This is a genomic window from Synergistaceae bacterium (genome assembly GCA_017540085.1).
Classification (GTDB): Bacteria; Synergistota; Synergistia; order Synergistales; family Aminobacteriaceae; genus JAFUXM01.
In genome coordinates, this window is the sequence record JAFYBQ010000010.1 from 1 (window position 1) to 20,148 (window position 20,148).

Here is a 20,148-nt window from a genome sequence, read left to right on the forward strand (position 1 = left end):
GGCTAAAGCCGGAGGCTTGTAAAAGCCTTGACTGACTAGCCTTAGCGCAAGCTACGTTGCCTGCGAATATATAGTTACCTGCGAGCGTAAATCCTAACTTGCAGCTCTAAGGATTATGGTTAAAAGCTCTGAGAGGCAGGAACGGTGCTGTAATCGTATAAACCGCAGGACAACATTGGCGAAGGATTATAACTCTAGCGGGCGGAGGTCTGTTTCATGTTAGCAGATATAAAGCCCGCACGCTCTTGGGCGTTACAACAAGAAATAGGAGGTATGCGCCTCCTCCCCATAGCGAAAGCAAGGGGTATCCGGCGCAATTTTTTTGATGATGACGAAAATTTTTGCGGTGTTCGCGCTTTCTCTGTGCATAATTTCTCCGGCGTTTTCTGCTGACAAAATCTCGGTGGATTCGTCTGACTTTGTGCTTTTGTCTGAGGCTGTCCCGGATGCAATACTTGAGATCCGCTACTACTCAACGTATAACTTTGTGGGCAGCAGGATTCGCGGGTATGAACGCCCTGTAGCATATCTCACAAAGGCCGCGGCAAAGGCATTGCGTGAAGTGAGTGATGAGCTTGTCGCGAAAGGTTACAGGCTGAAGATTTTTGACGCATACAGGCCGCAGACGGCAGTGAATCATTTTGCGGAATGGGCGCAGAAAATTGATGACACGAAAATGAAGGAGTACTTTTACCCGGAGTTAGACAAGTCTGTGCTTTTCGAGCAGGACTATATCATGTACAAGTCCGGGCATAGTCGCGGAAGCACGGTTGATTTGACGCTGTTCGACATGAGTACGGAGCGAGAGTCAGACATGGGCGGGACGTTCGACTATTTCGGGGAGAAGTCGCACCCTGACTACAAGGGAATCACGCCGAGACAGTACAGCAATCGTATGATTCTCCGCGAGGCCATGACAAAGCACGGGTTCAAGCCGCTTTATTCAGAGTGGTGGCACTTCACGCTTGAGAATGAGCCGTACCCCGACACGTATTTTGATTTCCCGGTGAAGTAACAAGAAAAATTTTCTCCTGCATATCTCGGTCATGATGTGCAGGAATTTTTTTGACAAGGAGCAATAAATCCAATGAAATTTTCAGGTTTTAAGATGGCCGTGTGTGTTCTTGCGGTCATGATGGCGGTAGCTCTCCCTTTGCCGGCAATGTCGGCGGAGACAGTAACAGGCGGTTATACTACTGCCAGCGGGGACAATTACACACTCATCAAAGGCGTGTTCTTTTTTCCGTCAGCAGTCGCAAATACAGATGACGATCTGATAGATATTCCGGCGAGATTCTTTTACTCTGACGGATTTTTCGCGGAAGCCCCTTACACGTATAACGCTCATCTCGCTACAGCCTCAATTTGTATGGCAATGTCGGGTTTCTACTCCAACGAGGGCGATTACCCCGAAAAGCGCAGGAACATCGTAAACTACATGGCGGAAATCGGAGTCGCAAGTGAGGACATATACTCGAACCGCTACAGCATGATAAAGCCGCAGGCCGACTCAATCGGCGTAACAATCGGAATGAAGGAGCTTTCAGACGGAAGAGTCCTTATCCCTGTTGCTATTCGCGGGTCAAATTACGAGCTTGAATGGGTCAGCAACGTTACATTAGGCAAGACCGGAGAAGCTCAGGGATTCGGCGAGGCGGCCCGAAAAGTTTTCGGCGAGGTGAAGAGATACATTGCGCGGAAAAATTTGCAGGACGAAATCGCAAGCGGTGATGTGGTATTCTGGGTTGCGGGATATTCACGCGCCGGAGCTGCTACTAACCTGACGGCAAAACGCCTCGTTGATGAGTATTCAGCGGCGGGGAACAAAATTTTTGCTTACGGCCTCGAACCTGCCGTAGGAGGATTTGCGGGTGAGGAAAAATCCGGCTCTGATTACAGATGTATTCACAGCGTAGTCAACCGCGGGGACCTTGTGCCGAGAGTCGCGCCCTATGCTATGGGATTCAAGCGTTACGGCGTTGACCACTACATACCCGGCTCAAATCCCGGAACTGTTCGGAGTGATGATTACGGCATATTGTACGACAACACTTACTACAAGACATCATCCGGGGAATATCAGACTGTCAGGGCGAATATGCTCACACAGCTTTCAGCGGTCAACCCATATTTGGCACCGGGATTCACAGACACATTTGCGGTAAGGGGACTCGGCTACAACGAAACTATGACGGGCTACGCATTAACGCAGGGTACTGAGCAGATTACTATAGACGAATATTTTGACGAGTTCGCCGCGAATCTTGTTGCATGGGCGGGGCTGACCCGAAATGTTTACACCGGGGCTGCTGAAGAAATCTACGGACGGCGCATATCATACGGAAATCTTCAGCGGGCATTGAGGGAGTTTATGGTTCTGTACGGGGGCGGCTCACTGTCGGGATTGCTATCTATGTTTCAGTCATCAGGCTCAGGCAATTTCGATCTTGTTTCACTCGCCAAGCCTTTCTTCAACGCATTTCCTTATTGGTTCAACCCCGGCTTCCGCTACAAGCCCATGTACGTCAACAGGGTAATAAATTTCTTTGACAGGAATATTATCGCCCTCCTTGATCCTCCGTTCCCTGTGGGAGAAAAGATCGAAAGAGCCACGCTTCCGATAGTCCTTAACCTGATTCTCACCTTCTCAGCGGCTGACGCAGGCAATCACCTTCACGGGACTCTTGGGATGTCCCAGATTGCGACATTAATCGGCAATATAGGACTCATAGGGCTGAATCACTACCCTGAAGTAACGTTCTCATGGCTCAGGGCGCAGGACTCGCTCTATAACGATGAGACACTGCCAGTTTTAGCCACGCCCGCGGCATTCACGCCAACAAGCCCGACTGCCTCGGATACAGCCGTTATTGTTGACATTGACTCTATATCTGACTTGTTCGCCCTGCACGGAATGAACCCGGCCTTAGCGCTTCCCTCAACACTGACAGGCACAGGCAGCGACAACGCGGCGCATTCGCTTTCAGTAACATGGGGAACGCCGGAAATTTTCGCCATCAATGAGACATTGAGCGGTGATGTTTGGACTGAGACAACAGCGGAGCTTTCTGCGGGTACACGTGATCCCCTGCTCTATGTTTACGGGGGGACAGTAAGCGGCGGAAGCCTCACAATTTCTGCGGACGTTAGCACAGACGTAACAGCAAATGTATACGTTGCCGGACTTCCGAGAGTCAGCCCTCCTTACAGCGTCCTTCCTGAAGGCGAATACAACGGCCCTCAGTCAGTCGTTCTCCGGGCGGCGAATGACTCTGACGGTGCTGTGGAGTACAGGGTCGCCAGCTTCACGGGCAATGACGGCGCGTCAAATGTCCCGTACACAGGCCCGGTAACAATCGGCGGAGCTGTGAGCGGTTCGGCTGCGGAATATGCGCTTGTGGCAAGGGTGAAAACAAGCTCAACAACAAGCAATGACAGCGCGGAAATCGTGTACTACTACAAAATCAACCCGATAATCTCAGAGGACACATCCGGCGACTATACAGCCAATGCAACGTCAGAAATATTCACGCTCTCGAATGATACGGCGGTATGCTGGAGCGTTGATGTTCCTGCGGGGCTTAGGGTTGCGGTGAGTCCTTCGTCGGCAAAAACGACTCCTGCGGAAAGAGTCGATGTTGCTGTTGTTACAATTGCGGGCGCGACTCTGCTGAAAGGTTCTTACACGATCCCCGTGCAAATTTCAACGGACGGCACTACGTGGACGGATTATGAGCCTATCACATTCGGCACAGAGGCTTCAGAGCAGGAAGAGACTACCACGCAGGAGCAGACTACTACGCAGGAACAGACTACTACGCAGGAACAGACTACCACACAGGAACAGACCACCACACAGGAACAGACCACCACACAGGAACAGACCACCACACAGGAAGAGGTTATCGGCTTGAGCGGGACAAGCGGAGGCTGTAACATGAGTCTCCCGGCGTTAGGGGTCTTGTTCGCGCTCTCAGGTATCATCCTCAGACGGAGGAAAGGAAATCTCTAACATGAAACGCAAAAATTTCCCGCTGATATTCTGCGCGTTATTGTCGGCTGTAATCATGGCCGGGGGCTGCGGAGGGTCAAGCGGTTCTCTTGTGCAGATAGAGTCAGGACTCGATGCGGTTGTCTCATCAATGACTCTGCGTGAAAAAGTTGGGCAGATGTTCATGATTCGGCCTGAGACTCTTTACGCTGAAATTACGCCCGGTGAATTGTGGCAGAAAATTGCCTCAAAGGACGCGGATATTCAGACGGTACTTTACACGCTGACGGACGAAATGAAGTCAACGCTGAAAGATTATCCGGCGGGAGGTTTCGCGCTATTCACACAGAATCTTGATACGCCCTCGCAGGTGAAGCGGTTAATCTCAGACCTTTACGGCGCGAGCAATATATATCCGTTTATAGGTATTGATGAGGAAGGCGGAAGAGTTGCGCGGCTGGCGAACAAGAAAAGTTTTGACGCGGAAATTCAGAACATCGGCACAATGGAGTCAATCGGCAAAACCGGAGACCCTCAGAACGCATACAACGCAGCGAATTACATCGGCGGTTACCTGAGTGATTACGGCTTTAACTTAGACTTTGCCCCTGTCGCTGACATCAACACGAACCCGGACAATATAGTGATCGGCGATCGTTCATTCGGGACAACGGCGGCTCTTGTGTCAGAAATGGCGGGCGCGTATCTTGACGGCCTTCACTCGCGGGGGGTAATGGGAACGCTGAAACATTTTCCCGGACACGGCGACACTACGCAAGACACTCACACGGGCTATGTTGCTGTCTACAAAACGTGGGACGAACTATTGAACACGGAGCTGATTCCCTTCATCGACAACTTCAGCAAGACGGACATGATTATGACGGAGCATATCACAATGAAGAATGTTACCAGCGATGATTTGCCCGCGACTCTCTCTCACACGGTGCTGACGGAGAAATTACGCGGTGAACTGGGCTATGACGGAGTAATCATCACCGACTCGATGGAGATGGGAGCGATAAACCAAACGTATCCCAGCGGAATGGCGGCTGTTATGGCGGTTGAAGCTGGAGTTGACATTGTGCTTTTGCCGTATGATTACTGCGCGGCGTTTGATGCTGTTGTTGACGCTGTAGAGTCCGGGAGAATTTCCGAGACACGAATCAATGAGAGCGTGAAAAGAATCTTGCGCCTCAAAATGAAGTAGTAAGCCTGAAACAAAAATCCCTCCCCTGAAAATTAGAGGAGGGATAATTTTTGGGCCGAATTATTTTGCGAGCTGAGGAAGATATTTAGCGAGAAGGAATTTTCCCGCGAACCTGAACGGCACTACAAGCACCGCAAGCACAAAGCAGTTAAGCCACGAGTCAAGGCTCAATGCCTCAACGCTTAACATTTCCCCGCCGAACTCAACAAACGCCCACTGCATGACGAATATGAACATCATCACGAACACGCAATTTTTTGACGTTGCCATAGCAAGCCCGTTGAACGTTATCGCCATCATGAAGAGCGCAAATACCGCCGTCCGCAGATACATCACATCGACCGCCCCGAAAAGCACGCGCACTTTCGGCACGAACAACACCGCAAGGCATATCACCGTGATATACGCCGCACCCGTGAGAATCTGCCCTAACATTTCGGACGTGATTATGTTCTCGTCGCGGGGTATCGGCTTCTCGTTCATGTATTCGTCCCTCGGAGGCTCCGAACCGAACGCAATAGCCGCTAACGTGTCCATAGCAAGATTTATCAGCAGCAACTGTATCACCGTGAGAATGACATTCTGACCGAACAATGGCCCAAGGAAGCATATCAGCACCGCTGACACGTTCACAGTGAGCTGAAACACAAGAAATTTCCGTATGCTCTTGAACATCGTCCGCCCGTAAAGTATGGCCTTTGCGATTGATTTGAAGTTGTCATCAAGAATCGTAATGTCCCCGGCCTCTTTCGCGACCTCAGTCCCGGAACCCATCGCGAATCCTACATCAGCCTTTTTCAGCGCGGGCGAGTCATTCACGCCGTCCCCTGTCATTCCGACAACAAGATTCAATTCCTGCGCGATTTTCACGAGTCGGCTTTTGTCTGACGGTAACGCCCTCGAAATCACACGGAGGTGCGGCAATATCGCTTTGAGTTCGTCATCTGTCTTCTCTGACATTTCCTGTGATGTCATTGCTACGTCATCAGGACTCGAAATCAGCCCGGCTTCTTTTGCGATTGCTACGGCGGTTTCTTTCCTGTCGCCCGTTACCATAACAACCTGAATGCCCGCTTTCCGCACCTGCCTTATCGCGTCAACAGCTTCCTTCCTCACATTGTCGCGGATACTGAGAACGCATACAAGCTCCATGCCGTCGCCCGAATCTTTCGCGACTGCTAACAGCCTCATTGCGCGGTCTGCCTGCGTGTTGATGTAGCTGTCTAGTTTCTTCTTGGCTGTAACATTTTTGCACTGCGGAATGATTTTCTCCGGCGCGCCTTTGATGTATTTCACGCCGTCAGAAAGTGTAACGCTTGCCATTTTTGTGTCTGACGTGAACGGAACGGACTCTTTCACGCTGCGTTTTGCCGTCTCAATCTTCCGCAAAATTTCCGTGTCAGCCATGAAGAAGGCCATTAATGCGCGGTCTGTGCTGTTTCCGCCGATAACATTACCGTCTCCCACGCTTGCGCTGTTGTTGACCCCTGCACCCATCGCAATATCATTCAGCGAATCCGCGCCGAGGTCAGCGAGTGAATGACAGACTTTAACGTCAGGCAGGGCAATTTCCGCGATCGTCAGGCGGCCTTCTGTGATTGTCCCGGTCTTGTCGCTGAATAAAAGATTGAGGCTTCCGGCTGTTTCGAGGCCGTTAATTTTGCGGACAAGGACATTATCCCCGGCCATCTGCATAGACTGGAAGGACATCAGCATGGACGTAAGCATAGGGAGTCCTTCAGGCACAGCGCATACTACGATAGTTACGGCGACAGTTATAGCGTCAATGATGAGCCGCGCCCACGCGAATCCGTCAGCAGGAAGATTGCCTGTAATGAATGTGCGGGCGAGAATGCCGAAAACGATGGCTGAAGCTCCCGTGTAGCCGAACACTGAAATCTGCTGTGCGAGTTTTCCGAGTTTCACCTGAAGGGGAGTCTTCCGCTGTGCTTCTTGGACTTCAAGAGCGAGTTCTCCGAATAAAGTTTTGTCGCCGACAACGGAAATTTTCATGTAGGCTTCTCCCGAACATACGACTGTCCCGCGATAAGCGTAAAATTTGTTGAGCAGGTCTTTGATGTTGTAGGACTCATTCGCGGTGTTAGGGAGCTTTTCGGCCTCTTCTGTTTCGCCGTTGAGGGCTGACTGGTCAACCTTCACGCCGCCTTCAACTATTTCGCCGTCCGCCGGAATCTTGTCGCCCGCCTGAAGGTAAATGATGTCCCCCGCTACGACCTCGCTAACGTGAATCTCGCGGATTGTGCCGTTGCGGATGACTTTCGTTGTTTCGCCTGCTTCCTGCTGTGATTTCAGGAGTGAGGCTTTCTGCTCCTGCCGATATTCGGTGAACGATGACACGCCGCCCGCAATCAGTACAGCAACGAGAATCCCGAAAGGCTCGAACCATTCAGCCCGGCCCATGACGAAAAGCACAAGCTGAATCACGAGAGCGCAAAGAAGTATGATGATCATGGGATCTTTGAGGCTTGCGAGGAATTTTGCGCCAAGTGTTTCGCCGGGAAGCTCGGTGAGGGAGTTGGAGCCGTATTTTTCGCGGCTTTCTTTGACTTCGGAGTCGGTGAGACCCTTAATATCAGTCAACAAAATATATTCCTCCTGTTTTTGTGTGATGACTGATTATAGCCTCATGGCCGGAGAAATGGCAACACCGCTAATTTTTTCTCAGCTCCTCAAGAATCTTTGCCGCTAATTTCTCCCCTATACCCGGAACAGTCATAAGCTCCTCGCGACTCAAGCCCGCGATTTTTCCCGCCCCCCCGAATTTCACGAGAAGCTCCGCGGCCTTCTTCCGCCCGATTCCCGGAATGTCGTCAAGCCTCGAATGCCTCATATGTTTTCCCCTCGCGTTCCTGTGTGTCGTGATGGCGTAACGGTGTACTTCATCCCTTAGCCGCTGTAACAATTGAAGCGCAGGGTCATCACGTCCCAGCCGCAAAGGTTCCGGGTTGCCCGGCAGAAATATTAGCTCTTCACGCTCGGCAAGCGCAATCATCGGAATGTCATAGCCCAGCTCTTTAACCGCCCTCAATGCGTAATCAAGCTGTCCCGGCCCGCCGTCAATCAATGCTAACTGCGGGGCAGGCTCTGAGTTGTCCATCACGTGAGAATAACGCCGCTTCACTGTCTCATACATTGACGCAAAATCATCTATTTCACCGTCAGAAAGACTCCGAATCTTGAACCGCCGATAGAGATTCGGACTCGGTCTCCCCTGCTCAAACACTACGCAGCACCCGTATGTGTCATGCCCGGACGTGTGCGAGATGTCAAAAGCATCAATCCTCCACGCAAGAACCTTCAGCCCAAGAATTTCCTGCAATCGGTTAAGCACGTTCCATGTTTCGCCGTCTAAATCCTCCTGCAGTGCTGATGATATTTTCTGACGGGACAAACGCCACACCGCCCGGATTGTGTCCCGGTATCTTGCTGCTTTCTCGAACTCTAATTTTTTTGCTGACTGATTCATTCTCTCACGTAGACGTTCAACTAATTCCGGCTGTTTCCCCTCAAATAGTAATATTATGTCGGCTACTCTCTCTTTGTATTCTGACTGAGTGCAGAGTCCCGCGCAGGCTCCCATAGAATGGCCGAGACTGTATTCAACGCACGGCCGGGACTTTTTTCCGGGAATGATTTTCGATCGGCAGACTCTCAGCGGGAAATATCGTTCCGCAAGCCTCATGAGATTCCGAATATTGCCAGCGTCAACAAAAGGCCCTAAGTACAAAGCACCGTCATCAGATTTATGCCTCGTGATTTCTATTCGTGGGTAATCTTCATTCGTGATTTTGACATAGGGATATTTGTCGCTCATCTTCAGCTCAATGTTGAAGAAAGGAGAGTAACGCCGGATTAATTTTGCCTCAGTGATGAGGGCTTCCGCTTCTGTCTCAGTGCGTATAATGGAAATGTCATCGATTAGCTGAACTAGCTTGCGGAGTCTTGGCGAGGCGTGAACGTGCCGGAAATATGATGACACCCTGCGCTTGAGCTTCTTTGCTTTTCCGACGTAGATTATTTTCCCGTCAATGTCCCTCATGAGATAAACGCCCGGCCTTTCGGGTAAAGTTTTCAGGATGGCAGAAATTTTTTCCTTCATGATTTTATTTCCCCTCATAAATTTTAACGTTACGCAAAATCTTTCAGCCTGATAAAATTTCTTTCACCGATATTTTCACACAAAAATTTATTTTCAGGAGTGATTCATTCATGAAGTCAATTCGTATTTCTGTGATTGCGCTTCTCATTGCGTCATTGCTCATCGGCTGTTCGTTTGCTGAGACCGACAAAACCGGCTGGCCAGATCAGCTCCGTTTCATGGCAGGCCCTCCCGGCGGAAACTGGTTCGCGCTCGGCACTGCGCTTTCTGAGATGTGGACAGGCGCGGGACTCCCTCAGACAACAAGCTCATCAGGTGGAGGAGTCTCCAACATCCTCAACGCCCACGCTCGTCGCGGTGATTTAGGCTTCTCCGTAACGTCATTGCTTGGCGCGGCTCTCAAAGGCGAGGCAGACTTCAAGGGCAGAGTCGTAAACAACGCCGTAATCATGGCCAACCTTTACACGCAGTACACATACTTCATCATGCGTAAAGACTTTGCGGTGAAGAACGGCATTAAGTCTGTGGAGGACATAATCGCCAAAAAGCTCCCGATGAGATTCGCGACCCTCAAGCCCGGCACAAGCTCCGAATTTGTCGTGAAGGCATTATTCGAGAAGGGCTACGGCTTTGACTACAAGAAAACTTTTCAGGACTGGGGCGGAAGTGTTGAATACGCTTCCTATGACGGCGGAGCGGATTTGCTTGCTGACAATCATCTTGACTGCTTCGCGTTCTCAATCGGCAAAATTGCTTCTACTGTCATGAACATTGAGAGCCAGGTTGACGTTGTATTATTGCCTGTGGGACAGGACGCGCTTGACAAACTTTCGGACGCATACGGAACAGTAACGCTCACGATTGACCCGGGAATCTACAAGTCAGTCCCGGAAGGAGCAGAGCCGGTTAAAGTTGTCGGCGATTACACATGCATAGTCATCCGCAAAGATCTGCCGGAGTCGCTTGTGTACGAACTCAACAAAGCAATATGGGAGCATAAAGACGCGCTTATAGCAGCAGTGAGAGACATGGCCGAGCTTGAGCCGTCAATCGCTCTTCCCGAAAAAGTCCCGGCGCATGAAGGCAGCGTAAAATTCTGGAGTGAGCTGAAGAAATAATGCGTAAACTTTCAGGCACAACAAAGACGCTAATATACCTCTATGTTCTCGCTATGGGAGTGTTTCACCTTTACACGGCCAGCGCGGGAAACTACGAGGCATATTTACAGCGTTCGATTCATCTTGCGTTCGTGCTTCCGTTAGCGTTCGTGCTGTTCCCCGTCAACAGCAAAGCCTCGAAAGACAGAGTCCCGATATATGACTGGCTGTTAGCGATACTTGCGGCGGCACCGGGAGTCTATTCGATGGTGAATTACACGGCCATAACGGAGCGAATACAGCAGATTGACCCCCTCACCACAGCGCAGTTAGTGCTAGGCTCATTGCTCGTGATACTTCTGCTTGAAGGCACACGGCGAATCGTAGGGCTTCCGCTGTCATTGATTGCGGCGTTATTCGCGGTGTACATGCTTTACGGCTACAAACTTCCGGGCCTCTTGCAGGGATTCCAGTTTCAATATCCTGAAGTCATAGAGCAGCTATATTTGACGGACGAGGGAATATTTGCCTCACCTTTAGGAGTCTCAGCGACATACGTAATGATATTCCTGATATTCGGGGCGTTCCTTGAAAAGTCGGGGGCGGGCGACTGGTTCATGAGTGTGGCGCAGGCATTCACGGGAACGACTCCCGGAGGCCCGGCGCAAATCGCTGTGTTATCGTCGTGCTTGTTCGGGTCAATATCAGGTTCAGCGGTCGCAAACGTTTACGGAACAGGAACATTCACGATCCCATTGATGATGAAAATCGGGTATGAGCCATTTTTCGCGGGGGCTGTTGAGGCTGTAGCGAGTTCGGGCGGACAGATAATGCCTCCGATAATGGGCGCAGGGGCGTTCCTGATGGCCTCATTCTTGGGACTTCAGTACCGTGAAATAATGATAGCCGCAATTTTCCCGGCGTTGCTGTATTACGGTGCATTATTCCTGATGGTGAGACTCCGTGCGCTGAAGACCGGCCTGCGTGGACTCGACCCTTCCGAATTACCGTCAAAAGAATACGTGCTTAAACGTTTCTACATGATTGCGCCGATTGTGGGATTGATTGCGTTCCTGCTGATAGGGTACACGCCTATGCGGGCGGCACTGCTGGGAATCGGGCTTGCGTGGCTCGTGTCATTCTTCAACTTCAAGCCGGAGACGACATCATCACAAAAAGTTATGGCGTTCATTGTGGCGGGAATCTCTCTTGCTCTCGGAGTCGTCATCACGCTTTACCCTGAGATTGCCGACAGCGTGAAGCCGGGTATGCAGTTCGTGATTGTCGGAGCGTATATGCTGATTGCGTCATACTTCAATCCGGGAATGAACACGCGGGACTTCATCGACGCTATAGAGCAGGGCGCGAGGGGGATTCCGTTAGTGTGCGTTGCGTGTGCGACTGCGGGAATCGTTCTCGGCGCGGTGTCATTGACTGGTATCGGCGGAAAGCTCGTAGGGTTCGTGATTTCGTTCGCGGGGAACATGCCGCTTGTAGCTCTTGTGCTTGTCATGCTGATTGCGACTCTTCTCGGAATGGGACTGCCCACAACAGGAGCGTACATTCTCGCGGCGGCACTGGGCGCGCCAATTCTCGTGAAGCTGGGATTTCCCCCGATAGCGGCTCACATGTTCGTGTTCTACTACGCGATAATCTCGAACATCACGCCCCCTGTAGCTTTGGCGGCATATGCGGCGAGTTCTATTGCGGGGTCAAATCCCAACAAGACGGGATTCCAGGCCATGCAGCTGGGATTCTTGGCGTATGTTGTGCCGTTTGCGTTCTGCTACGATCCGGGACTCCTAATGCAGGGTTCATGGGCGCAAATATGCTGGGCGTTACTGAGCGGAATCGGCGCGGTGTTTGCGTTCGCGTATATGTGGATGGGATACATCAGAAAGCCTCTGAATGTCGTAATGCGACTCCTGCTTGCCGTGTCGGGCGTATTGTGCCTGATGGTGTGGCCTGCTGCGACAATTGCGGGACTCGTGATTCTCGTGGGAGTATATGCGCTGTCGTTGCGTTAATGTGAAAATGTTGCAGGCTCGTGAAATTTTGCGGGTCTGCAATTTTTATGCGTTAAAATTACCGTGAGTAATGCGTGAAAAGTCTGACTCTCCCAAAGCGTTTAATGTCTCTGAAATTTTTTGACGGTAATAATCTTCCGGCGGTGTGCCGTAAAAATATCTCATCACGGGAAAATCAGTTCCCCATAATACCCGCGTGATTAATCCTTCATCCCTCAGCCTGACGATATTATTCACTGGCATAAAAGCGGTGTCGGCAAAAGTATTCGGGCATTCCTTCATGACGCTGATACATTCATCAATAGGACGGCCATGCGCGAGAATGATTCTGACACCGCCAAACTCACGGCAGAGATTCATATACGCGCCCGCCCTGCAAATTTCGTGTTCCCCAGTGTGAAGGAGGACAGGAAGCTTCTTGTCCCCCGCAATCGAGACAGCCCGGCGGATTTCCTTCCCGTGAGGATTCCAGCCCTGCAAGCCGTGAATCTTAATCCCCGCAAAATCACGGTAAAAATACTGCCTCAAGTCCCGCGAATGTCTGAGCATTCCCGGCGAAACCCACAAGAACGGAATCGCCCGGCCATGACTCATTTCGACAAGCGACTCAATTTCCCGCCTCACTTCACGGAATGGGAGATTGCCTGTTGAGGTTGACGAGAAATAGTAATGCTCAACGTTGAGTGCCTTCATGCTGAGGGAAATTTCTTCGGGAGAAAAGTACAATCCCCCGTTGAAATTCCCCGTGTGAATGTGAATGTCCGTGAGCAAGATTATTTACATCGTTGACGGTATACCGTAACTACGCAAGACTTGTGCTGCTCCGTAATTACTCCTCATTATTGCAATATCAGTGAGTGTGTAATTATGATTGCCTAGCCACACCCTTTCACGTATGTCAGCCCCTTCTACAATCAATGCCTCAACAACTCTGGGATCATGATTATCATGAGCAGCATACATTAAAGGACTTCCGCCTTTTGAATCACGCCCATTTATGTTTTCGCCTACATTGATTCCCAGCTGAACTTCCGCAAGCGTCCCTGTCCGGCAAAGCTCGAAAAAGTTTCTGCGTGCGCCTGCCTTCCTCAGCATCTGGATTATTACCTGATTCCCGCCTCGATACGCAATATCCAGAGGCGTAACTTCCTTGTTCATTTCTGTTACATTCACATATGTGCCACGCTCTATTAGGAGTTTCACGATGTCTTCAAATCTTCCGGCAATAGCTTGAGTTAATGCTGTCGTTTCCACCGAATTGTCATCCATTATAACAATAGTGGATTCATTTATCCTTACTCCGGCATCGAGAACGGCTCTTACATTCTCAATTTTTCCGGAAGCGACAGCCCTTATCAGCACGGTAAACTTTCCTCCGAGTGAGTGCCCGTTTTCAGTGTACGAAAAACCCGGTGAAGCGTTCACATTTGCTCCGGCTTTTATCAGCGCGTTGATTGTGGCTGTGTTGTCTTTCTGGAGTAAAGCGGCACTCATCAGCGGTGTATTGCCGTAAATGTTTACTGCTTCGAGGTTTGCTCCTGCTTTCACGAGAATCTCTGCGACTTTCGGATTTGTGTTATCCCCGGCAAAGTGAAGGGCTGAAGATTTTTTCTCTGTTACCGCGTTTACATCTGCACCGTAATCGATGAGAAGCTGTATAACTCTTTCATCAGCATTTTTTTCTGCGGCACACATGAGAGGGGTTTTGCCTGATTTATCTTTTGCTGTTGCGTATCCCCATGATTTTAGGGCGGAAGTTATATCTTCAATGCTTCCTGACTCGCAAAGCCTGCAAAATTTCTCATCGCGGCTCTTATCCCTGAGAATATTTGCACGCGCACCGAGTGATTTAAGTATTTCTGTTGCCTGGACATTGCATTTTTTCATTGCGAGATCGAGAGCTGTATAGCCGTTATTGTCTCTTGCATTCAAATCTACCGCTGCTGACATCATTACATCCCGTGTTGAAGGGTCTGCGTTCATAAGCTCATCGGTAGCAAAGGGAGTCAACAGTGCAGTAAATGCGCCCGCCGTAGGGTTTGCGATTATTGACATCATCAGGGGAGTGATTCCGCTTGAATCGGGTTTGTTTACGTCCGCGCCGTTCAGGATAGCTTTTCGGACTCTTTCGCCTGACGCAGCTTTGCAGAGGTCAACAAAATCTATCACTGCGCCTTTTGACTCAAGAATGCTTAAAGCGGCCTCGATATTCTGAACATTCGTTTTTTCGTTCGGGTTGTTCTCCAGAGACAAAGCAATGCTGTACGCTGAATGACCGTCAGAAACTTTTGCATTGATATTCTTCGTGTTTTCGGCGATTAGTTCGATAACTTCAGGAGGGCATGACATGACAACCGCCTGAACTAAAGCCGTGTGTCCTTTTCCGTCATTCATTCTCCTGTCAACGTCCGCGCCGAGCCGTATTAATTCCTTTAAGTGTTCAATGCTTGACTCGCCCGTGTAAATTCCTGTTATGCACTGCATGATTAACGGCATACCCTTTGCGTTCTCAACGTTTGAATCTGCTCCCGCTTTTTATGAGGGACTTCATGTATTTCAACGTTCTTATTGTTGAGGGACATCATTAACGGGGTTGAATTGGCCGAATTTCTGAGTTCTGTCTTTGCGCCTGCCTCAACGAGAAGCGTTATTATTTCGGGGAATGAACTTCTCAGCGCAGCATAGTGAAGGGCGCGCCAGTTTTCCGAGTCGGCTGCGTTTATATCAGCCTTTGATTTTTTTGAAGCCTCAATGAGAATTTTTGCTTTCTCGGATTGATTGAGATTCAATGCTGCCATAAGCGGAGTCATTCCGTGTTCTTCCTGAGAGTCGAGCGATGCTCCGGCATTAAGCAGAATGTTTATGATTTCATGCTTAGGATTGAAAGTTACTGCATAATGAAGGGCAGTAAATTTCTTGGAATCGGATAAATTCACGAAACTGGAATCTCTTCCGAGTTTTTCAAGAATCAGCCTGATGATTCCCAAATCCCCGTTCATTGCCGCTGTCATAACGGGTGTTGCGCTGTTTTTGTCCTTTGCTTTGACATATCCCCATGAGCTGAGAGCCTCTTTTACCTGTACGAGACTCCCGTTTGAGCAGAGTTTCACAAATTCATCATCCCTGCTCTTATCCCGGAACAAATTTCCGAAAAATCCCATAGCGTTATTACCTTCCTTTCATATACTCTTCAACGAGCCTCTTGTTGATGAACGCGACATCACAGAAATGTTTGCTGACTGTGAAAATTGATCCCGTCTCATTGAGATTCCTCACCATGCACATAGCACAGTACGGTTTAGCCTCGCACTTCATACATTCGGGAAAATCTTTCCGCGTAACAGCCCGTAACTTTTTGAGAGCTTCAGAATTATTCCACACATCCGAAACTGTAAGCTCATGGGCATTCCCTAAAGGCCACCCCTGAAACCCCGAACACGGATAAAATTCCCCGTTCGCGGCAACACACATCGAGTCGACACCAGCACCGCAGACTCGCTCATCAGGATTAAGCGGTTCAGGCTCTGCATTAGTGTCGAGTATTGCGCGGTATTCTATATCGTAGTTGATTATGTCCCGGAGAAGCGACTCGGTCTCGTCAAGCGTTAAACGGTTCGCAAGGTTGTCGGTTGATTTGTCCGTCCTCGCCATCATGATGTAGTCCGTGTAGCCTTTAATCCCGTGTGAATACGCCCATTCAAGCACAGCTTTGTACGACTCGTAAGTCTTCCTCATTGTCGGGCAGCTAATCTGAACGGGAACATTCGCGGCTATGAGTCTTTCGAGGCTCTGAATCGTTTTTGCGTGCGAGCCGGGGACTTGCGTAATGTAGTCGTGTTCGTCCGGGTTCATGCTGTAGACTGAGGCTTGAAGGAGATCAATATTTGCGTCTTTGAGGGCTGAAATTATTTCGTCAGTCAATAATGTTACGTTGCTTAATACTGAGATTGAGAAATCATTTTCCCGCGCATGTCTGAGAATGGGAATGAAGTCCGGGTGCAAAAAGCATTCACCGCCCGAAAACGTAACTTTAAGCGTTCCCATTTCGGCGAGCTGGTCGAGAATGCTCATCACTAAGTCCGTTTCCATGTCGTGAAAATCTCTTGAGCCTGGCAAGTAGCAATGTCGGCAGCGTTCGTTACACCTGCTTGTGAGTTCAAACTGGAACGAAAAAATTTGCGGGTTGTCCCTGAAGTAGTCCGATAAAAATTCTGTTGTTGCTATTGCGTCATGCGATGAGTCAAAATCTGTGCGGGGGGCGGTCTTTCTGTCAGACTGGCCATAACTGAAGCGGGGCATTTTTGCGGTGATTTCGTCCTCCGTCATTCCTGAGACAATGAAGCCGTCAGCCTCAAGATCATTCACGAACTCTGCGAAATCTGCGGCTAATTCTTCCCGGCTGACTCCCGTGAAAATCTCCATGAGCGAGTCTGTGATGTCGTCTGTAGATTGGGGATTGCGTGAGAGCTGCTGAAGAAATATTTTCCCGCTTGCGTCGTAAATTCTGTCCTGCCTTGTGCGCTGGTTAGTTATGTACCCAAAATCCTCGAATGAACGTACAAATGAATCATTAGCGAGACAAACTAGCAATGATAATTCCTCCTCCGAATAAAAAAATTTCCCGGAGGACAAACTCACTCCGGGCGTACTGCTGAGTGGACTAACCACTTATCTCGCAGCCAATGCATGAGCCGCGTGTCTTGGTGAGCGTCGGGCAGCCCGCAACATACGATGACTTCTTCGCGCTCTTTGCTACTGTCTTCGGTTTGCTGTACGCCATGTTAATCGCCTCCTTTCCTTTGTGAAGCCATGTATGAAAAATTGCAAGCACACAACTGTTAATCATCTTACGCCGTACTGTGTTATAATGAACGCAGGACAAAATAAGACTAACGGTACACGCCATAAGTCATGTGCTTTTACTCTACCAAGTGAATTATAGCATAAAATTTTGTCCTTGTTTTTTTCTGTGCAGAATTAATTTCCGACTCTCAGAATCTAACCTCGCTAATCAAATATATTCCCCCGACAATTAACGCAATCCCGCAAATCACATTCACGGCCTTCACCATGTACGTTAGCACGCTGTCTTCACCGCTCTGCAAGTAGTACGAGAAAATTTGCGCGAATGTCCCGGCGAATATCAGCACCGCGCAATATCCCAGCGCATAGCACAGCACGAGAATTATTGCGCCCGCGAGTCCCTGCGAGGCTTCCGACATTGCCAGCGACAACACGGGACTCACGTAGCCGATATTGCACGGCCCGACAGCAAGACCCGATATTATTCCGAGAACGATTGCGCCCTTCATGCTCTGTGATTCCGTTCCCTTCACGCGGGATGACATTCCCAGAAATTTCACGTGAATCACTCCCATGATGTGAAGTCCCATGACGATAAATACCGCCGCAGTGATGAGCGTCAAAAATCTTTCGTACCCTCCCAATAACATGCCGATTCCCGATGTGATGAAGGCAATTAGCATTAGGTTGATGATGATTCCGACACAGAAAGCGCAGGAGATTCGGAAGGCTTTGAAGTGAGTCGGTGTGTCAGTGTTGGCGACATATCCCACGACTAACGGTATCAGGCTTATTCCGCATGGACTCAGAATCACGCTTGCCATTCCCCAGAGGAACGCGCCCAAGAATTTCACAGAGCCGGAAGAATACATGAAGTCAAAAATTCCGCTTACCATAAATTTTTCACTCCCTAAAAAATTAACCGCACCCGCAATTTTCGCAGGCACGGTTACGATTCTACATTCTCATGTTGAAGTGTGCTATTGATTCTCAGAGAGCCAGCGCGATATGTCGTCCTTCAGTCTTCCCCCGCCGGAATAATGCACGGAGAGTCCTTGCTTTAGCTATGTGGAGGAAACGCGCCAACTTACTTTACTTTTTCCCTTTTCTTTCTTAGAATACAAATACATTAACAAATGGGCGTTCTGTAAAGGACGGATAAATACTCAACGGTTTTAGAGCCGTTCTAGGCTGGCATGTGGCCTTTGCGATATTCGCATAAAAATTGCCAAAAATATAGCGGCGACGGAGTAAACATAAAACAAAGTAAACGGGTGAGCTTTCAAGGTTCTACCGAATAGAGGCTAAGTAAACCAGCCCCGGCGAATAAGGGTATTCTGGAGCGGTATTATGCGTGTCCAGACATTAGGCCGTGTACCAATCTTCACCGAAAGCTCCTGCACTTAGGCGTGGGAGATGTTTACTCCATCCCCCGCCGCGGTTGACCCTGCGAGTCCCTGACTCCGGGCCTGTGGGATTCATTTTCGCGTTCACGTCATAGGGGGCGTAGATGTCCCAGCACCATTCACCTACATTCCCGTGCATGTCGTAGAGTCCGAGCTTGTTCGGGGGGAATTTGCCCGGCTCGATTGTTGTAGCCCGGTAAATTCCCGGCTTTGTCGTAAGTTTGTGCTGTGAGAAATAATTTTCCTCAATCTCATACGGATAATGACCATAAAAATTTGCCTCGTCAGCTCCGATTGAGTGCTCAAGGTTGAAGGGAGTCCGAGTCCCCGCACGGCATGAATATTCCCATTCTGCTTCAGTCGGGAGCCTGTAGCCGTCAGATGACAAGTCCCACGTTACTTTAGCCCCGTCAATCGTGTACGCGGGCTTCAAGCCTTCTGACTCGCTCTTTGCGTTGCAGAATTTCACGGCCTCAAGCCACGTAACATTCTCGACAGGGAGATTATCACCGGGAAATGACGAGGGATTATCGCCCGTCAGCCTCTTGTACTCTGCCTGCGTAACCTCATACGGTGAAATCATGAAGTCCGACACGGTTACCTCGTGCTGTAATTCGTCATCACTGCGCCAGTTTTCAGACTCAGGACTGCCCATCAAAAATTTTCCGCCCTTCACGCTGACCATTTCGCCCGCAAACGAACAGCCCGACATTAACGCAACGAACGCTAAAATTATTGCGAGTCTCATTATTCCGCCGCCTTGTTTATGCACGTTATAGCGTTAAGGCTCCGGGGGTAACCGATATACGGAAGGCACTGCGACACGACATCAATCAGGAACGCTTTATCATTTCCCATGTTGAAATTGCCTTTTGCGTGTGCTGTCAACTGAGGCTCGCAACCTCCCTGCGCCGCGATATAGCAGAATGTAATCATCTCGCGCTCCCTGAGTGTGAGTCCCTTGCGCGTGTAGTAGTCGCCGAAACAGTTTCCCGCGAGCCATCTGTTAATGTGGCGCGTTTCCTCCGGGCCTGAGTCCTGAAATCCCTTCATGCCTGCGCCGAATATTTCAACCTGTGAGTCATTCCCTTTCTCGACTCTGTTTGCTGGTGTTGTTGTTGACGCTGGCGACAATGGCAGGCTGATTCCTTTTGCGGTGAAAATTTCGTTTGCTGACGTGAGGAAAGGCCGTACGCGACCGATCCCAAGATAGGCCGTCCCCTGATAGATTACTTCTTTGACCTCTGACGGAGTGAGGCCCGCCTCTAACGCTTCCGGCAACACCGCTCTGAACTCGTCAATGCCCTGACAGCCCATCAATGTAGCAACGATTGCCATGTATCTTGTGCGAGCGTCTAATTTTGACTGGGACGGAACTTCAACGCCCGCGAAATTCCCGAAAAACTCGGCAAATTCCGGGTCAGTCGTACGAAACTCATCAACATTCGCAAAAGCCGTAACACTCATCGCCATAATCATAATCACTCCCATTAA

The 20,148-nt window shown here is 49.8% G+C and carries 14 protein-coding genes; 5 read left to right on the top strand and 9 right to left on the bottom strand.

Features of this window, described 5'->3' with window-relative positions:
• The first annotated feature begins 325 nt into the window (after positions 1 to 325).
• From IKQ95_01675 to IKQ95_01685, 3 genes are all read left to right on the top strand, one after another.
• The gene (locus IKQ95_01675; protein ID MBR4195403.1) at positions 326 to 1,015 is read left to right on the top strand and encodes a M15 family metallopeptidase; all 690 of its coding nucleotides are present in this window, start codon (positions 326 to 328) and stop codon (positions 1,013 to 1,015) included.
• A 72-nt stretch (positions 1,016 to 1,087) separates the two neighbouring features.
• Complete coding sequence (locus IKQ95_01680) at positions 1,088 to 4,012, top strand: hypothetical protein (protein MBR4195404.1); 2,925 nt, start codon at positions 1,088 to 1,090, stop codon at positions 4,010 to 4,012.
• Between the two features lies 1 nt (position 4,013).
• Positions 4,014 to 5,201, top strand: coding sequence for a hypothetical protein (locus IKQ95_01685; protein ID MBR4195405.1), 1,188 nt, complete (start codon positions 4,014 to 4,016; stop codon positions 5,199 to 5,201).
• Positions 5,202 to 5,261: 60 nt separating this feature from the next.
• On the opposite strand, the gene IKQ95_01690 is transcribed toward IKQ95_01685, so the two are convergent.
• Together IKQ95_01690 and IKQ95_01695 are read right to left on the bottom strand one after the other, a co-directional pair.
• Positions 5,262 to 7,802 (bottom strand): calcium-translocating P-type ATPase, PMCA-type, encoded by a 2,541-nt coding sequence (locus IKQ95_01690; GenBank protein MBR4195406.1) that lies wholly within the window; start codon positions 7,800 to 7,802, stop codon positions 5,262 to 5,264.
• Between the two features lie 70 nt (positions 7,803 to 7,872).
• Positions 7,873 to 9,339 (bottom strand): excinuclease ABC subunit UvrC, encoded by a 1,467-nt coding sequence (locus IKQ95_01695; protein ID MBR4195407.1) that lies wholly within the window; start codon positions 9,337 to 9,339, stop codon positions 7,873 to 7,875.
• A gap of 92 nt (positions 9,340 to 9,431) precedes the next feature.
• Here IKQ95_01695 and IKQ95_01700 point away from each other — a divergent pair, with 92 nt between their 5' ends.
• Together IKQ95_01700 and IKQ95_01705 are read left to right on the top strand one after the other, a co-directional pair.
• Positions 9,432 to 10,439, top strand: coding sequence for a TAXI family TRAP transporter solute-binding subunit (locus tag IKQ95_01700; GenBank protein MBR4195408.1), 1,008 nt, complete (start codon positions 9,432 to 9,434; stop codon positions 10,437 to 10,439).
• Positions 10,439 to 12,445, top strand: a complete 2,007-nt coding sequence (locus IKQ95_01705) for a TRAP transporter permease (GenBank protein ID MBR4195409.1) — start codon at positions 10,439 to 10,441, stop codon at positions 12,443 to 12,445. The genes IKQ95_01700 and IKQ95_01705 overlap by 1 nt, the downstream gene beginning before the upstream one ends.
• A 45-nt stretch (positions 12,446 to 12,490) precedes the next feature.
• Here the strand turns inward: IKQ95_01705 and IKQ95_01710 are convergent, their stop codons facing one another.
• The 7 genes from IKQ95_01710 to IKQ95_01740 form a co-directional block, all read right to left on the bottom strand.
• Complete coding sequence (locus IKQ95_01710) at positions 12,491 to 13,138, bottom strand: amidohydrolase family protein (protein MBR4195410.1); 648 nt, start codon at positions 13,136 to 13,138, stop codon at positions 12,491 to 12,493.
• An 84-nt stretch (positions 13,139 to 13,222) separates the two neighbouring features.
• Positions 13,223 to 14,941: an ankyrin repeat domain-containing protein gene (locus IKQ95_01715; protein MBR4195411.1), complete on the bottom strand. Its 1,719-nt coding sequence runs from the start codon at positions 14,939 to 14,941 to the stop codon at positions 13,223 to 13,225.
• Entirely contained in the window at positions 14,932 to 15,606 is a 675-nt protein-coding gene (locus tag IKQ95_01720) for an ankyrin repeat domain-containing protein (GenBank protein MBR4195412.1), read from the bottom strand. Before IKQ95_01720 ends, IKQ95_01715 begins: the two co-directional genes overlap by 10 nt.
• A gap of 7 nt (positions 15,607 to 15,613) precedes the next feature.
• Positions 15,614 to 17,035 (bottom strand): PqqD family peptide modification chaperone, encoded by a 1,422-nt coding sequence (locus tag IKQ95_01725; GenBank protein MBR4195413.1) that lies wholly within the window; start codon positions 17,033 to 17,035, stop codon positions 15,614 to 15,616.
• A gap of 401 nt (positions 17,036 to 17,436) precedes the next feature.
• Complete coding sequence (locus IKQ95_01730) at positions 17,437 to 18,144, bottom strand: hypothetical protein (protein MBR4195414.1); 708 nt, start codon at positions 18,142 to 18,144, stop codon at positions 17,437 to 17,439.
• A 469-nt stretch (positions 18,145 to 18,613) separates the two neighbouring features.
• Positions 18,614 to 19,402, bottom strand: coding sequence for a formylglycine-generating enzyme family protein (locus tag IKQ95_01735; protein ID MBR4195415.1), 789 nt, complete (start codon positions 19,400 to 19,402; stop codon positions 18,614 to 18,616).
• On the bottom strand, positions 19,402 to 20,145 hold the full coding sequence (locus tag IKQ95_01740) for a carboxymuconolactone decarboxylase family protein (GenBank protein MBR4195416.1): 744 nt from the start codon (positions 20,143 to 20,145) through the stop codon (positions 19,402 to 19,404). The genes IKQ95_01735 and IKQ95_01740 overlap by 1 nt, the downstream gene beginning before the upstream one ends.
• Between the last annotated feature and the right edge of the window lie 3 nt (positions 20,146 to 20,148).

Excerpts from the sequence above, each read along its gene's own strand:
- IKQ95_01695 (MBR4195407.1), bottom strand. The coding sequence starts at position 9,339 with ATGAGGGGAAATAAAATCATGAAGGAAAAAATTTCTGCCATCCTGAAA.
- IKQ95_01715 (MBR4195411.1), bottom strand. The coding sequence starts at position 14,941 with ATGCCGTTAATCATGCAGTGCATAACAGGAATTTACACGGGCGAGTCA.
- IKQ95_01705 (MBR4195409.1), top strand. The coding sequence starts at position 10,439 with ATGCGTAAACTTTCAGGCACAACAAAGACGCTAATATACCTCTATGTT.
- IKQ95_01685 (MBR4195405.1), top strand. The coding sequence starts at position 4,014 with ATGAAACGCAAAAATTTCCCGCTGATATTCTGCGCGTTATTGTCGGCT.
- IKQ95_01735 (MBR4195415.1), bottom strand. The coding sequence starts at position 19,402 with ATGAGACTCGCAATAATTTTAGCGTTCGTTGCGTTAATGTCGGGCTGT.
- IKQ95_01675 (MBR4195403.1), top strand. The coding sequence starts at position 326 with ATGATGACGAAAATTTTTGCGGTGTTCGCGCTTTCTCTGTGCATAATT.
- IKQ95_01720 (MBR4195412.1), bottom strand. The coding sequence starts at position 15,606 with ATGGGATTTTTCGGAAATTTGTTCCGGGATAAGAGCAGGGATGATGAA.
- IKQ95_01680 (MBR4195404.1), top strand. The coding sequence starts at position 1,088 with ATGAAATTTTCAGGTTTTAAGATGGCCGTGTGTGTTCTTGCGGTCATG.
- IKQ95_01730 (MBR4195414.1), bottom strand. The coding sequence starts at position 18,144 with ATGGTAAGCGGAATTTTTGACTTCATGTATTCTTCCGGCTCTGTGAAA.
- IKQ95_01700 (MBR4195408.1), top strand. The coding sequence starts at position 9,432 with ATGAAGTCAATTCGTATTTCTGTGATTGCGCTTCTCATTGCGTCATTG.
- IKQ95_01740 (MBR4195416.1), bottom strand. The coding sequence starts at position 20,145 with ATGGGAGTGATTATGATTATGGCGATGAGTGTTACGGCTTTTGCGAAT.
- IKQ95_01710 (MBR4195410.1), bottom strand. The coding sequence starts at position 13,138 with ATGAAGGCACTCAACGTTGAGCATTACTATTTCTCGTCAACCTCAACA.